The organism is Phenylobacterium sp., from assembly GCF_036963605.1.
Taxonomy (GTDB): Bacteria; Pseudomonadota; Alphaproteobacteria; order Caulobacterales; family Caulobacteraceae; genus Phenylobacterium.
Genome location: NZ_JBALUY010000059.1, coordinates 1 through 12,665 on the forward strand (window position 1 = coordinate 1; position 12,665 = coordinate 12,665).

Annotated in this window: 13 protein-coding genes; 6 read left to right on the forward strand and 7 right to left on the reverse strand. The window is 68.7% G+C overall.

The window, feature by feature from the left end; all coding sequences use genetic code 11:
* On the reverse strand, nt 1–237 hold a 237-nt coding region (locus V7702_RS11950), incomplete at its 3' end, for an SAM-dependent methyltransferase (RefSeq protein WP_442958415.1).
* Nucleotides 238–445: 208 nt separating this feature from the next.
* Between V7702_RS11950 and V7702_RS11955 the strand changes: the two genes are divergently transcribed.
* Nucleotides 446–688, forward strand: a complete 243-nt coding sequence (locus tag V7702_RS11955) for a type II toxin-antitoxin system ParD family antitoxin (RefSeq protein ID WP_335650332.1) — start codon at nt 446–448, stop codon at nt 686–688.
* Between the two features lie 122 nt (nt 689–810).
* Here V7702_RS11955 and V7702_RS11960 read toward each other — a convergent pair whose 3' ends face one another.
* A complete protein-coding gene (locus V7702_RS11960; RefSeq protein WP_335650333.1) occupies nt 811–2,022 on the reverse strand; it encodes an acyl-CoA dehydrogenase family protein in 1,212 nt (403 codons plus the stop codon).
* A 272-nt stretch (nt 2,023–2,294) separates the two neighbouring features.
* Between V7702_RS11960 and V7702_RS11965 the strand changes: the two genes are divergently transcribed.
* Nucleotides 2,295–3,152, forward strand: a complete 858-nt coding sequence (locus V7702_RS11965) for a hypothetical protein (RefSeq protein ID WP_335650334.1) — start codon at nt 2,295–2,297, stop codon at nt 3,150–3,152.
* A 4-nt stretch (nt 3,153–3,156) separates the two neighbouring features.
* On the opposite strand, the gene V7702_RS11970 is transcribed toward V7702_RS11965, so the two are convergent.
* Both V7702_RS11970 and V7702_RS11975 read right to left on the reverse strand, forming a co-directional pair.
* Entirely contained in the window at nt 3,157–4,014 is an 858-nt protein-coding gene (locus V7702_RS11970) for a PIG-L deacetylase family protein (RefSeq protein WP_335650335.1), read from the reverse strand.
* Nucleotides 4,004–5,242 carry a pyridoxal phosphate-dependent decarboxylase family protein gene (locus V7702_RS11975; RefSeq protein WP_335650336.1) on the reverse strand — a complete coding sequence of 413 codons (1,239 nt, stop codon included), beginning with the start codon at nt 5,240–5,242 and terminating at the stop codon, nt 4,004–4,006. The genes V7702_RS11970 and V7702_RS11975 overlap by 11 nt, the downstream gene beginning before the upstream one ends.
* Before the next feature lie 153 nt (nt 5,243–5,395).
* Between V7702_RS11975 and V7702_RS11980 the strand changes: the two genes are divergently transcribed.
* Complete coding sequence (locus V7702_RS11980) at nt 5,396–6,676, forward strand: MFS transporter (protein WP_335650337.1); 1,281 nt, start codon at nt 5,396–5,398, stop codon at nt 6,674–6,676.
* A gap of 3 nt (nt 6,677–6,679) precedes the next feature.
* Here V7702_RS11980 and V7702_RS11985 read toward each other — a convergent pair whose 3' ends face one another.
* The gene (locus V7702_RS11985) at nt 6,680–7,729 is read right to left on the reverse strand and encodes a serine hydrolase domain-containing protein (protein WP_335650338.1); all 1,050 of its coding nucleotides are present in this window, start codon (nt 7,727–7,729) and stop codon (nt 6,680–6,682) included.
* A gap of 184 nt (nt 7,730–7,913) precedes the next feature.
* On the opposite strand from V7702_RS11985, the gene V7702_RS11990 reads away from it, so the two are divergent.
* Nucleotides 7,914–9,290 carry an L-serine ammonia-lyase gene (locus V7702_RS11990; protein WP_335650339.1) on the forward strand — a complete coding sequence of 459 codons (1,377 nt, stop codon included), beginning with the start codon at nt 7,914–7,916 and terminating at the stop codon, nt 9,288–9,290.
* An 18-nt stretch (nt 9,291–9,308) separates the two neighbouring features.
* Here V7702_RS11990 and V7702_RS11995 read toward each other — a convergent pair whose 3' ends face one another.
* Together V7702_RS11995 and V7702_RS12000 are read right to left on the reverse strand one after the other, a co-directional pair.
* Nucleotides 9,309–9,770, reverse strand: coding sequence for a chemotaxis protein CheW (locus V7702_RS11995; RefSeq protein WP_335650340.1), 462 nt, complete (start codon nt 9,768–9,770; stop codon nt 9,309–9,311).
* A 2-nt stretch (nt 9,771–9,772) separates the two neighbouring features.
* The gene (locus V7702_RS12000) at nt 9,773–11,278 is read right to left on the reverse strand and encodes a methyl-accepting chemotaxis protein (protein ID WP_335650341.1); all 1,506 of its coding nucleotides are present in this window, start codon (nt 11,276–11,278) and stop codon (nt 9,773–9,775) included.
* A gap of 169 nt (nt 11,279–11,447) precedes the next feature.
* Here V7702_RS12000 and V7702_RS12005 point away from each other — a divergent pair, with 169 nt between their 5' ends.
* Nucleotides 11,448–11,954, forward strand: coding sequence for a MarR family winged helix-turn-helix transcriptional regulator (locus tag V7702_RS12005; protein WP_335650342.1), 507 nt, complete (start codon nt 11,448–11,450; stop codon nt 11,952–11,954).
* Between the two features lie 68 nt (nt 11,955–12,022).
* Complete coding sequence (locus V7702_RS12010; RefSeq protein ID WP_335650343.1) at nt 12,023–12,484, forward strand: VOC family protein; 462 nt, start codon at nt 12,023–12,025, stop codon at nt 12,482–12,484.
* Nucleotides 12,485–12,665 lie beyond the last annotated feature (181 nt).

Below are 12,665 nucleotides of genomic sequence, written 5' to 3' on the forward strand. Positions count from 1 at the left end.
CCACAGGTCGGCGGCCACGACGCTGACCCCAAACTCCTTGGCGAGGAACACAGATGTCGCGCCGCGACCCGATCCCAGGTCCAGGACCCGCATACCCGGCTTGAGTGCGAGGTCCTGCGCCAGGTCCTCCAGGAGCCACAGCGGATTGGGTCCCATGTCCAGACCGAGCAGCCACGCCGGGTCATATTTCGAGGTGAGCGGATAGCGCTCCGGCTGGTGGAGGATCTCTGTCGTCATGATCACCTGTGGCCGGGGGCGACCGCTTCCATCACTTCACCAAAGGGAATCTAGTCCTTTCGGCGCGGGGTACGAACCCCGTTTGCGCGGGCCGTGGCCATACGCCAGTAGCGCTGTCTGAACCAAGCTTGGTCTTGTCCTCCGCCCCCGCGCGCCAGTCATTGACAAAGTTTGCCAATTTACCGAGGCTTATTGCCGGAGGTGATCCATGGCGACGATGAATGTCTCCCTGCCCGATGCGATGAAGGACTGGGTCGAGGGGCGGGCCGGGACCGGCCGCTACAGCAACGCCAGCGACTATGTGCGCGACCTGATCCGCCGGGACCAGGAGCGGGTCGATAAACTCGCCGCGCTCCAGCAGCTGATCCAAGAAGGCGAAGAGAGCGGCGCGAGCGACCTGTCGGCCGCCGATATCATCGCCAAGGCGCGTCAGCGCGCCGGCGTCGGCTAGCGCGGTCTACAGGTTCAGCCGCAAGGCGGCCGAGGACCTTGAGAACCTCTATCTCCATGGGGTTGTGACGTTCGGCGTCGGCGTCGGCGTCGGCGTCAGGGCATGCCGCGCCCACAGGCCCCCTACCGCGCCGCCGCCGAGATCGGGTCCGGCAGGCCCAGGATGCGCTTGGCGATGATGTTGTTCTGCACCTCCTGGGAGCCGCCGGCGATGGTGCCGGCCTTGGAGCTGCCGAGCAGGCGGGTGGCGGCCAGTTCGTCCTCGTCGAAGGGCTCGCCGCTCCAGCCCAGGCCCCGCCAGCCCATGATCTCCACGGCCAGCTCCGCCCCGTCCCGACGCAGGAAGGAGCCGGCGTTCTTCATGATCGAGGTGGCCGCCGAAGGCCCGCTGTTGGACCTGGCCTCCAGGGCGGCGCGGGCGGCCGTCTGCTGGAAGGCCTTCAGGTCCATCTCGTAGCAGGTGATCCTGTGGCGCAGGTCGGGGTCGGCGATGCGGCCCGCCTCGTCGGCGCCCAGATAGGCCTTGGCCATCTGCGGCAGGGGGACCTTCACCGCCGCGCGCTGGGCGCCGGCGGCGCCGGCCAGACCGCTGCGTTCGTGCTGCAAGAGGCGCTTGGCGATAGTCCAGCCGCCGTTCAGCGGGCCGACCAGGTTCTCCTTGGGGACCACCACATCGGTGAAGAAGGTTTCGCAGAAGGGAGAATTGCCGGCGATCAACAGGATGGGGCGGGCCTCGACGCCGGGCGAGCGCATGTCGATCAGCAGGAAGGAGATGCCCTCATGCTTCTTGGTCGTGTCGGTCCGCACCAGGCAGAAGCACCAGTCGGCCAGGTGCGCGCCCGAGGTCCAGATCTTCTGGCCGTTGACCAGCCAGTGGTCGCCCTTGTCCTCGGCCCGGGTCGACAGCGAGGCGAGGTCGGAGCCCGCGCCCGGCTCGGAGAAACCCTGGCACCAGCGCAGGTCGCCCCGCGCGATGGGTGGTAGATGGCGGGTCTTCTGCTCTTCGGTCCCGTATTCCAGCAGGGTGGGGCCGAACATCATCACCCCCATGCCGCCGATGGGGTTCTGCGCCCCGATGGCCTTCATCTCTTCGGCCAGAACCCGGGCCTGCGCCGGCGACAGGCCGCCGCCGCCGTACTGGGTCGGCCAGGTGGGCACGCCCCAGCCCTTTTCGCCCATGCGGGACTTCCAGAGCCTGGCGTCATCGGTCTCGGGGCCCTCCTCGGCGCCGGGGCCCGGCGCGGGTCGGTGGGCCAGGGATGGCGGGAAGTTCTCCGCGAGCCAGGCGCGGGCGGTCTGGCGAAAGGCGTCGTGTTCAGTGGGCTGTTCGGTCATTGGGGCGCTCCCGGCCGCCTGGGGCGGCTCTGTTCTGATTGGCAGGTCGACGGCCGCCGGGCTGCGGCAGGCGTGAAATCCTCCGTGTCTGGTCGGCGACAATTGGCGCCGTGACCCTCTGGCGGGACCGTGCCAGGATAACGCTGTCATGCCGTCGCGGCCAGAGTGTCGCGGCGCGCCTGGGCCAGGGCGCCGGCCTATCAGCGGCTGCGGACCCTGCGAGAAAACAAATGAGCTCGGCGCCAATGACCGGGCCAGGGAAGGAAACGATGATGCGCGTCGCACAACAGGCGGCCAGCGACGGGGCGACTCTGGTCGGTCCGCGCCGCACGCCCCGAAACATGGCTGGCGAGGTCCAGGGCTCCATCCACGAGGACGCCACCGCAAAGAGACTCGGCTTCCGAGGCGGTACGGTGGCCGGCTCGATCCATATGGACCAGTTCGTCCCGATGCTGGTCGATCTCTATGGGGAGCGCTGGTTTGCGGGCGGCAATCTCTCCCTGCTGTTCAAGCGGCCGACCGTGGACGGCGAGGCGGTCATCGCCGAGGCGACGCCGGGCGTCGAGCGCGCCCGCCTGGAGATGTACGACGAGGCCCGCGCCCTGATCTGCCAGGGCACGGCGTCCGACCATGCCGACGCCGGCTCCGAGCTGTCGCGGCGGCTGCTGACAAGGGAGGCCGCGCCCCGCAGCGCCATCCGCATCCTGTCCGACCTGCATGTGGGGGACGAGGCCCAGGACATCGCGCTCAGCGTCTCGTCTGAGGCCCTGAAGCGGCGGCTGGAGACCATCACCGAGACCCTGGAGTGCTACCAGGATGAGCGGGCCGTCCTGCCGCCGTCGATGGTGGTGCATCTGGCCCACGGCGCCCGGTCGGCCGTGGTGGGCTCGGCCGGCGCGGCGGTGGGTCTGTTCGGCGCCCTGGAGATCCAGTTCCTGCAGGGGCCGCTGCGGGCCGGCGCCGACTATGTGGGCCGCACGCGGATTTACGCCCTGACCGAAAGCCCCAGGACCGAGAACGTCTGGTACGACGTGCTGATCGCCGACCCCAAGACCGGGCGCGATCAGGCGCGGGTGACCTTCTGCCTGCGGTTCATGAAGGCCTCTTCGCCGCTCTGGGCCGAGGCCTGAGGCCTCAGCGCCGGCGGATTGCGGCGAAGTACTCCCGGTCGAACAGGCGGTAATAGAGCCAGGCCGGCACGCGGTCGTAATAGGGCTGCACGTCGGCGATGATCTTCGCCTGGGAGGCGTGGACATCCAGCAGGTCGCGCTTGGTCTGGGCGACGCTGGCGATGCTCACCGCCAGCTCCGGCGGCGGCAGGCCCTTGGCCGGGTCGCGGGGATAGTGCTCGCGGAAGGCCGCCACCAGCCGACGGGCCAGACGCACCAGGGCGCCCGGCAGGGTCACCTGATAGAGCAGCCGCGGCCACGGTCCGTCCTTGGGCGCGGCCTCGAAAACCTCCCGCACCCAGACGCCGGTGCGGACGTGATCGGGATGGCCGTAGAAGCCCACCTTCTCGTCGAAGCTGATCAGCACCTGAGGGCGATAGCGGCCGATGGCCTCGGCGATGGCGGCCTTGGGCTTGGCCGGGTCGAGCCGGATGAGGCCCCCGTCGGGGAAGTCCAGCACCTCCACGGCCTCGGCGCCCAGCAGGCGGCCGGCGGCTTTGGCCTCGGCCAGTCTGACCCGCGCCAGTTCGTCGGGCCCGTAGCCGGTGTTCTGCGCCGCCTCGCCGTGGGTGAGATAGAGCAGGATGACCCGCGCGCCCGCCTTGGCCATACGGGCGAGCGTCCCGGCGCAGGTGATCTCATCGTCCGGATGGGCCCAGATGGCCAAGACCGTCACCTCGGCGCCGACGCCCGGCAGGATGTGGGTCCTGGGCACGGACTCGTCGTTCAACTGTCCGCGGGCGAGCAGGAATCCGCCGAGCAGGGCGGTGGGCAGGCCGACCGCGGCGATGGCGCCCCAGGGGATTTTCCGTTCAGCCGCCATAGCGCGCCTCCGCCGGTTTGCCGCCATCACCTCGAGCGGCGTTCGTGGCCCAGTCCAGGTCGGCCAGATAGTGACCCGCGACGGCCTTGTGAACCGGCGACAGCATCAGGTGCAGGCCGGCGGGCTCGGTCACCGCGCTGGTCACCCAACCGCGCTCATAAAGCTTCTTCAGCACGGCGAAGGGATTCACGTCGTCGCGGGTGAAGGCGAGGATGCCGAGCATCGGATCGCCCAGCAGATGCCACCCCTGGGCTTGCACGCCGGCCTGGATGACCTGGCGAGCCTCCGTCACCTCACCATGCTTGGCGCGGTAGCCAAGGGCGCCGAGCACATTCATCACCGCCCAGGCCGCGGCGATGGCGCCGCCCGGGCGGGTGCCGGCCAGGGTGGGGGTGACCATCTTGCCCGCCGGCCAGTCACCGACCTCGAAGATCATGTGGGCGCGCAGATCCTCGCTGCGGAAGAAGACGGTGGACGCTCCCTTGGCGCAATAGCCGTATTTGTGCAGGTCCGCAGAGATGGATGAGACGCCCTCGACCTCGAAATCGAAGGGCGGGATGGCCGCGCCGTTCATCCGCACGAAGGGGGCGATATAGCCGCCGACACAGGCGTCCACATGCAGCCACACGCCGCGCCGCAGGGCGAGCTCGGCCAGGGCCTCGATGGGGTCGATCAGGCCGTAGGGGAAGCAGGGCGCCGAGCCGACGATCATGATCGTCTGGCCATCGATCACCGCTTCCATGGCGGCAGGATCAGCCAGCAGGTCCTTCAGCGGCGTGCGCCGCACCTCGATCTCCATCACCGCGCAGGCCTTGTCGAAGGCGGGATGGGCCGAGCGGGGCAGGACGAGGTTCAGCGGGCCGGTCAGGCCGCGAACCTTGCGGGCGTGGTCGCGGGCGGCCTTGACCGCCATCAGGATGGAGTCGGTGCCGCCGCTGGTCATGTTGCCGACGCAAGCCTCGTCGCCATGCAGCAGGCCGAGGCCAAAGCCGACCACCTCGGCCTCCATCTGCTTCAAACTGGGAAAGGCCGCCGGCCCCAGGCCGTTCTCCGAGGCGAACCTGGCATAGGCCTCTTTCTGCACCTGCTCGATCTCAGGCCCGGCATTGAAGACATAGACCGCCGCCTTGCCATCGCGCCATTTGACGTCGCCGGCGCCCAGGGCGTCCATGCGGGCGGACACCTCGGCCCAGGGCGTTCCTTGTTCCGGCAGTTCGATCCTGGCCATTTCGCCCTCCCCGGGCGGCGTCGGCCGCTTTGCGGCTCTGATCCTTGTGGTCGGCCAAGGTGGCACAACCGGGCTGGCCTGGAAAAGCCGAAGACTTGACGGCGATCTTCACCGGGGCCAAGCCGTTCCACCTCGACGGGGAGGGGACAACAGATGTCGCAAGGCGCAGAGGTGCTGAAGGCGCCGTCCACCCGCCGCGTGCTGGGCGCAAGCCTGGTGGGCACGGCGGTGGAATTCTACGATTTCTATATCTACGCCACGGCCGCGGCCCTGGTGTTCGGGCCGCTGTTCTTCCCCTCGGCCTCGCCGTCGGCCCAGCTTCTGTCCTCCTACGCCACCTTCGCCATCGCCTTCTTCGCCCGGCCCCTGGGCGCGGCGCTGTTCGGGCACTATGGCGACCGCATCGGCCGCAAATCGACCCTGGTGGCGTCCCTGATGCTCATGGGCGCCTCGACCTTCGCCATCGCCTTCCTGCCCACCTATGCGACGGCCGGCTGGATCGCCCCGGCCCTGCTCTGCCTGCTGCGCTTTGGCCAGGGCCTGGGCCTTGGCGGCGAGTGGGGCGGGGCGGCCCTGCTGGCGGTAGAGAATGCGCCGCCGGGCTGGAAGGCGCGCTTTGGCATGTTCCCGCAGTTGGGCGCGCCGGTGGGCTTCATCGCCGCCAATGGCCTCTTCCTGATCCTCGGCCTCTTCCTGACGCCGGAACAGTTTATCGCCTGGGGCTGGCGGATCCCCTTCCTGCTGAGCGCCGTGCTGGTGGGCGTGGGCCTCTGGGTGCGCCTGAAGCTCACCGAGACCCCAGCCTTCGCCAAGGCGCTGGAGCACGCTCCGCCGCCCAAGACGCCCCTGTTCGAGCTGCTCGCTCGCCATCCCCTGGAGACCCTGGGCGGCACCTTCGCGGTGGTGGCCTGCTTCGCCACCTACTACCTCTCCACCTCGTTTGCGCTTGGCTATGGGGTCACCACGCTCGGCTATTCGCGGGAGGCCTTCCTGGCCATCCAGCTGGGCGCCATCCTGTTCATGGCGCTCGGCATCGTCATCGCCGGCTACTGGTCGGACGCCACCACGCCGCGGGCCGTGCTCATGTGGGGCTGCGGCATGGTGATCGTGGCCGGCCTCCTGCTGGCGCCGATGCTGGGCTCAGGCTCGCTGGTGCTGGTGTTCGGCTTCCTGTCGCTCAGCCTGTTCTGCATGGGCTTCGTCTATGGGCCGCTGGGCGCCTTCCTGCCCGGCCTGTTCCCGGCCCGGGTCCGCTACACCGGCGCCTCGGTGGCCTTCAATGTGGGCGGCATCCTGGGCGGCGGCCTCGCCCCCCTGGTCGCCCAGCTCCTGGCCGACCGCGGCGGCCTGGTCCCGGTGGGCTTCTATCTCGGCGCCGCAGCCCTGGTCAGCCTGGTGGCGCTGGCGCCGCTGCGCCGGACCGTGGAGGACTGACGCCTAGCGGAAGGCGTCGACCAACTGGGCGATCCAGGTCTTGACGTGGTCCTTCTTCTCCAGCGGCGTCTTGCCGTGGCGGACGACGATCAGGTCGAGGTCGGGGACGAGAACCGTGTACTGGCCCTCATAGCCGTTGGCGCTGAACGAGCCGGGACCGGCGATATTCAGCCACCAGTGGGCGCCGTAGTCGCCCTCGCGCACCGCCGGCTGCGGGGTCGGCGTGCGGGCATAGTCGATCCAGTCGGCCGGCAGCAGCTGGCGGTCCTCCCAGCGTCCGCCGCGCAGATAGAGCAGGCCAAAGCGCGCAAAGTCCCGCGCCGTCGCAAAGCAGAAGGACGAGCCGATGAAGGTCCCGGCCGCGTCGAACTTGGGGACCGGGCTCGTCATGCCAAGCGGCTCGAACAACCGCTGGCGCATGAAGGCCTCGAAGCCCGCCCCATCGACGCCGAGCGCCCGGGCCGCGCAACGGGCGACAATGTTGGTGGTGCCGCTGGCATAGGACCAGAAGGTCCCCGGCGGATGGGCCAGCGGCCGGCTGGCCGCATAGTGGGCCACATCGGCCTTGCCGGATCCGAACAGCATCTCGATCACATCGGAGACGTGGCCCGGCACATAGTCCTCCACGAAGGACAGGCCGCTCGACATGCGCAGCAGCTGGTCCAGGGTGATCGTGGCCCGGGGATCATCTGCCGTCTCACGCCATTCGGGCACGTCGGCCGGGGCGTGGATGTCGAGCTTCCCCTCGGCGACCAGCAGGCCCACCAGGGCCTGGGTGATGCTCTTGGCCTTGGACCAGGAGGGATAGGTGGCGTCCGGGCCGAAGCCCTCGCCATAGCGTTCCAGAACGATGCGGCCGCCCTGAACCACCAGCAGCGCATGGGTCTCGCCCAGCAGCTCGGTGTCCGGCGCGGCGAAGGCGGTGGCCACGAGCGCGTCGAGGGCGGATCGGTCCACCTGGCTCGGCAGCTCGCCCTCCGGCCATTGCGTGGTTGGCCAGGGCGAGGCGGCAGGTTGCGAGGGCAGGGCGGGCAGGGGCGCGATCTCGGTCATGGGGGCGAGGTTGGGCGGGCCATCCGCCCTTGTCAAAGCTCACCCAAGGTCAGGCCGGTGATCGCATTGTGTTCAGAAGCGTCCAGAAGGCGGCGCTTCCCCCCATAGGTGGATGCGAGGCTGGCCACGGCGCAGGCGGTGGCTATGTTCGCGCTTCCTTCGTGTTCGAGCCCGAGAGTCTTCCATGCCGGCCGGCGTCTTCGATCTTTTCAAGCTGGGGGTCGGGCCTTCCAGTTCCCACACCATGGGGCCGATGACGGCCGGGGCGCGGTTCCTGCGGAGCTTTGCGCAGACCCCGGGGCTGGGACCTGTGACGCGGGTAGAGACGACCCTCTATGCCTCCCTGGCCATGACCGGGCGGGGACACGCCACCGACCGGGCGGTGATCCTGGGCCTGGCCGGCTTCGAGCCCGCCACACTCGATCCCGACGCCGCCGAGGCGGTCCTGGGCCAGATTGCATCCGGAGGGCGCATGATCCTGGGCGGCGGGGGCCCGGAGATCGAATTCGACCCCGCCCGCGACATCCTGTGGGAAGGCCGAATCCGCCTGCCGCAGCATCCCAACGCCCTTCGCTTCCGCGCCCTGGACGCTGAAGGCGAGGTGCTGGCCGAACAGGTCTATTTCTCGATCGGCGGCGGCTTCGTGGTGGACGAGGCGGAGTTCGGCAAGCCGCCCACGGCCGATGGACCGGTCGTCCCCTACGACTTCGCCAGCGCCGACGAACTGCTGGCCATGGCCGAGGGCGCCGGCGTCACCATCGCCGAACTGATGTGGCGCAATGAGATTGCCCGGCGCACGCCCGAGGAGGTGAACGCCGGCCTCGACGCCATCTTCGAGGCCATGGAGGCCTGTATCGAGCGGGGGCTGCGCCAGGATGGCTGCCTGCCCGGCGGCCTGAAGGTGCGCCGCCGCGCCCAGCAGCACTTCAACGAACTGACGCGGCGGATGGAGCGCAATATCAGCGATCCCCTGGCCGCCCTGGACTGGGTCAATCTCTGGGCCCTGTCGGTGAACGAGGAGAACGCCTCGGGAGGCAAGGTGGTGACCGCGCCCACCAATGGGGCGGCGGGCCTGCTACCGGCTGTGCTTCGCTTCTATGACCGCTTCCACCGGGGCGGGGCCGAGGGACGCCGGACCTTCCTGCTGACCGCGGCGGCCATTGGCGCCCTCTACAAGCGCAACGCCTCGATCTCCGGCGCAGAGGTGGGCTGTCAGGGGGAAGTGGGGGTGGCCTGCTCCATGGCCGCGGCGGGCCTGACCGCGGCGCTGGGCGGCAACAATGCGCAGATCGAGAACGCCGCCGAGATCGCCATGGAGCACAATCTGGGTCTGACCTGCGACCCGATCGGCGGCCTGGTGCAGGTGCCCTGCATCGAGCGCAACGCCATGGGGGCGGTGAAGGCCATCGACGCCTCGCGCCTGGCCCTGCTGGGGGACGGCCAGCACACGGTCAGCCTGGACAAGGTCATCGCCACCATGAAGCGGACAGGCGAGGACATGAACGAGATCTACAAGGAGACCTCGCTCGGCGGCCTGGCCGTCAACGTGGTGGAGTGCTGAGCCCCAGGTTCTAGAGGCTCAGGCGGCTTCCTGCGCGACGGTCGGCAGGATGCCGCTCATGTCGATCAGGGTGATGATGCCTTCGTCGGTGGTGATCATGCCTCGGGCCAGGCCCTTGCTGGCGGCCGCGCCGATCACCGGCGCCGGCTGAATCTCGCCCTCGCCGACATTGATGATGTCGCTGACGGCGTCCACCAGCAGGCCGACCGTGCGGCCTACCAGGTCGACGACGATGACCACCGAGGACGGGCCTGCGGCGCTGGCCGGCAGGCCCAGGCGGGCGGCCAGGTTCAGCACCGGCAGCACCGCGCCGCGCAGGTTGATCACGCCCAGCACATAGTCCGGTGCGTTGGGCAGGGGTGTGGAGGTGGTCCAGCCACGGATCTCGCGGACCAGCTGGATGTCGATGGCGAACCGCTGCGCGCCGATGATCACGGTGATCAGCTCGCCGCTGGCCGACATGGTGCTCTGGTCGTTCATGTTCAGAATTCCTCCCAGCCGGCCTCTTGGGCCACGGGCGCCAGTTTCAAGGCCGCCGAACCGTGCGTCATGGGACGCGGCGCACGGGTGGGGGCGACAGGGCGAGGCGCCCGAGCCGGAGCCTTGGCTTGCGCGCGCGGGCGGACTTCCGTGGCGAACTGGAACCGACCCATGAGGCGGTTCAGCTCGGCGGTCTCCTGGGCGAGCGCATGGCTGGCGGCGGTAGATTCCTCGACCATGGCCGCATTCTGCTGCGTAATCTGATCCATCTGGTTAACGGCGGAGTTAACCTGGCCAAGGCCGATGGCCTGCTCCTCGGACGAGGCGGCGATCTCGCTCACCAGTCCGTTGATCTCGGCCACCTGGGTGACGATGGTCTCAAGCGACTGGCCCGTCTCGGCCACCAGTCGTACGCCGCCGGCCACATGGGCGGCCGAGGCGCTGATCAGGGTCTTGATCTCCTTGGCCGCGTCGGCTGAGCGCTGGGCGAGCGCCCGGACCTCGGAGGCGACGACCGCGAAGCCGCGGCCGGCGTCGCCGGCCCGCGCGGCCTCGACCCCGGCGTTCAGGGCCAGCAGGTTGGTCTGGAAGGCGATCTCGTCGATCACCCCGATGATCTGGCTGATCTGGGACGAGGACTGCTCGATCTGGCCCATGGCGGCCACGGCCTCGCCCACGACCTTGCCGGAAGCCTCGGCGTTGCTGCGGGTGACGGCCACGGAATCCCGGGCCAGCCGGGCGCTGTCGGCCGATTTCCGTACCGTGGCGGTGATCTCGTCGAGGGCCGCGGCGGTTTCTTCCAGACTGGCGGCCTGTTGCTCCGTGCGGCGCGACAGGTCGTCGGAGGCCTGGCTGATCTCGCCGGTGCTCATGCCGATCTGGTCGCCAACCGCCACCAGGCCGGCCATGGCCTCGCCCAGGCGGCCGGCGGCGGCGTTGAAGTCCCGCTGCAGCGCGACGTACTCGGCGGGGAAGTCGCCGTCTATGCGGGCGCGCAGGTCGCCCTCGGCCAGGGCCGAGAGGCCGGCCCCGATGACCGACATGGCCTGTTGCTGGTCGGCCTGGCGCTGGCTGCGCTCGGCCTCGTTACGGGTCCGCTCGTCCTCGATGGCGGTGACGTCGGTGGCGAACTTCACCACCTTGTAGGCCTTGCCCTCGGCGTCGAACATCGGGTTGTAGGAGGCCTGAATCCAGACCTCGCGGCCGCCCTTGCCGATGCGCAGGTACTTCTCGGCCATGAACTCGCCCCGGCGAAGTCCGTCCCAGAAGGCGGCGTATTCGGCGCTTTTGGCGAAGTCGGCGGGCACGAACATGCTGTGCTTGCGACCGATCACCTCGTCGGCCGTGTAGCCCATGGCGCCGAGGAAGTTCTGATTAGCGGTGATGATCGTGCCGTCGAGTTCGAACTCGATCACGGCCTGCGACCGGAGCATGGCGGCCGACTTGGCGCGGAGTTCGGAGAGTTCGAGTTCCTGGGCCTTCTGGCGTTGGGAGTCGAAGCGGAACATGGGGAGGTCCTACGGCTTTGAAGGAACGTTGTTCGCCCTTATCGTCCGCAATTCCTAACAACTGATTGTATCAAGCTCGACTGAATCAAATCGCATCTTGGTAAGATTTGGTTTTCCATTCTACCCTAGCGTGTCCGAAAGCGCATGTTGCTGCTGTTGGCGTTCATCCATGTCAGTTTTCATTACGGACACGTCGTTCAAATCTGAGGCGGAGGAGATCCCGTCCCGCCTGCGCGACCTCTATGTGGATCGCCAGCTGTGCCTGGCGCTGCAGGTGGCCGCGAGTCAGGTGACGCGGATCTATCGCGGCCTGCTGGACCCGCTGGGCCTGACCTATCCGCAGTATCTGGTGCTGATCGCCCTGTGGGAGGCCGAGACGCCCCTGACCATGCGCGATCTGCGCCGTACCCTGTCCATGGACACCGGCTCGCTCACCCCGTTGATCAAGCGGATGGAGGCTGCGAGCCTGGTCAACCGCGCCCGCGACACCGTCGATGAGCGCCTGGTCTGGGTTTCGCTGACCCAGGCCGGCTGGGACCTGCGCGAACAGGTGGCCGAGGTGCGCTGCGAGGTGGTCCGCCGCCTGCCCATGCCCGAGGCCGATATCGCCGAGCTGCGCGAAAGGCTGCAGGAGCTGAACGCCGCCCTCCAGGCCCAGGCTCCGGAAGACAATTAGCACGCCCTGTCGGGACGTCCCCGGTCGCGCCGTCCTTGGGTCAGGCTCAACCGATGGAGGACGCGCCCATGCCGAAGATCAATCCCTGCCTGTGGTTCGACACCCAGGCCGAAGAGGCCATGACCTTCTATGCGGGAATCTTCCCCAATTCGAAGATCCTGAACGTGGTCCGCTATCCCGAAGGCCCGATGGGCGAGCCCGGAACGGTCATGCTGGTGGAGGCCGAGCTGGACGGCCAGACCTTCTCCGGCCTGAACGGCGGGCCGCAGTTTCCCCACACTGAGGCGGTCTCCTTCGTCATCCCCTGCGCCGACCAGGACGAGGTCGACCACTATTGGGAAAGGCTCACCGACGGCGGCCAGCCGGTGCAGTGCGGCTGGCTGAAGGACCGCTTCGGCGTCTCCTGGCAGGTGACGCCGGTCGAGCTCCACGCCCTGCTGGCCGACCCGAAGACGGCGGAGAAGGCCAACGCCGTGATGCTGAGCCAGGTCAAGCTGGACATCAACGCGATCAAGGCCGCGGTGGGGTAGGGGGCGGGGCCTTGCGCTCACCCCTTCCACCGTCATGGTCGGGCTTGACCCGATCATCCATGAACGCAGGCGCTGGCCGCGGTGTGCATGGACCCTCGGGTCAAGCCCGAGGGTGACGGAGAGAGACCATATCCTTCAGACGTCATCCTGGGCCTTGTGCCCAGGATCCCTCGTGACGCCT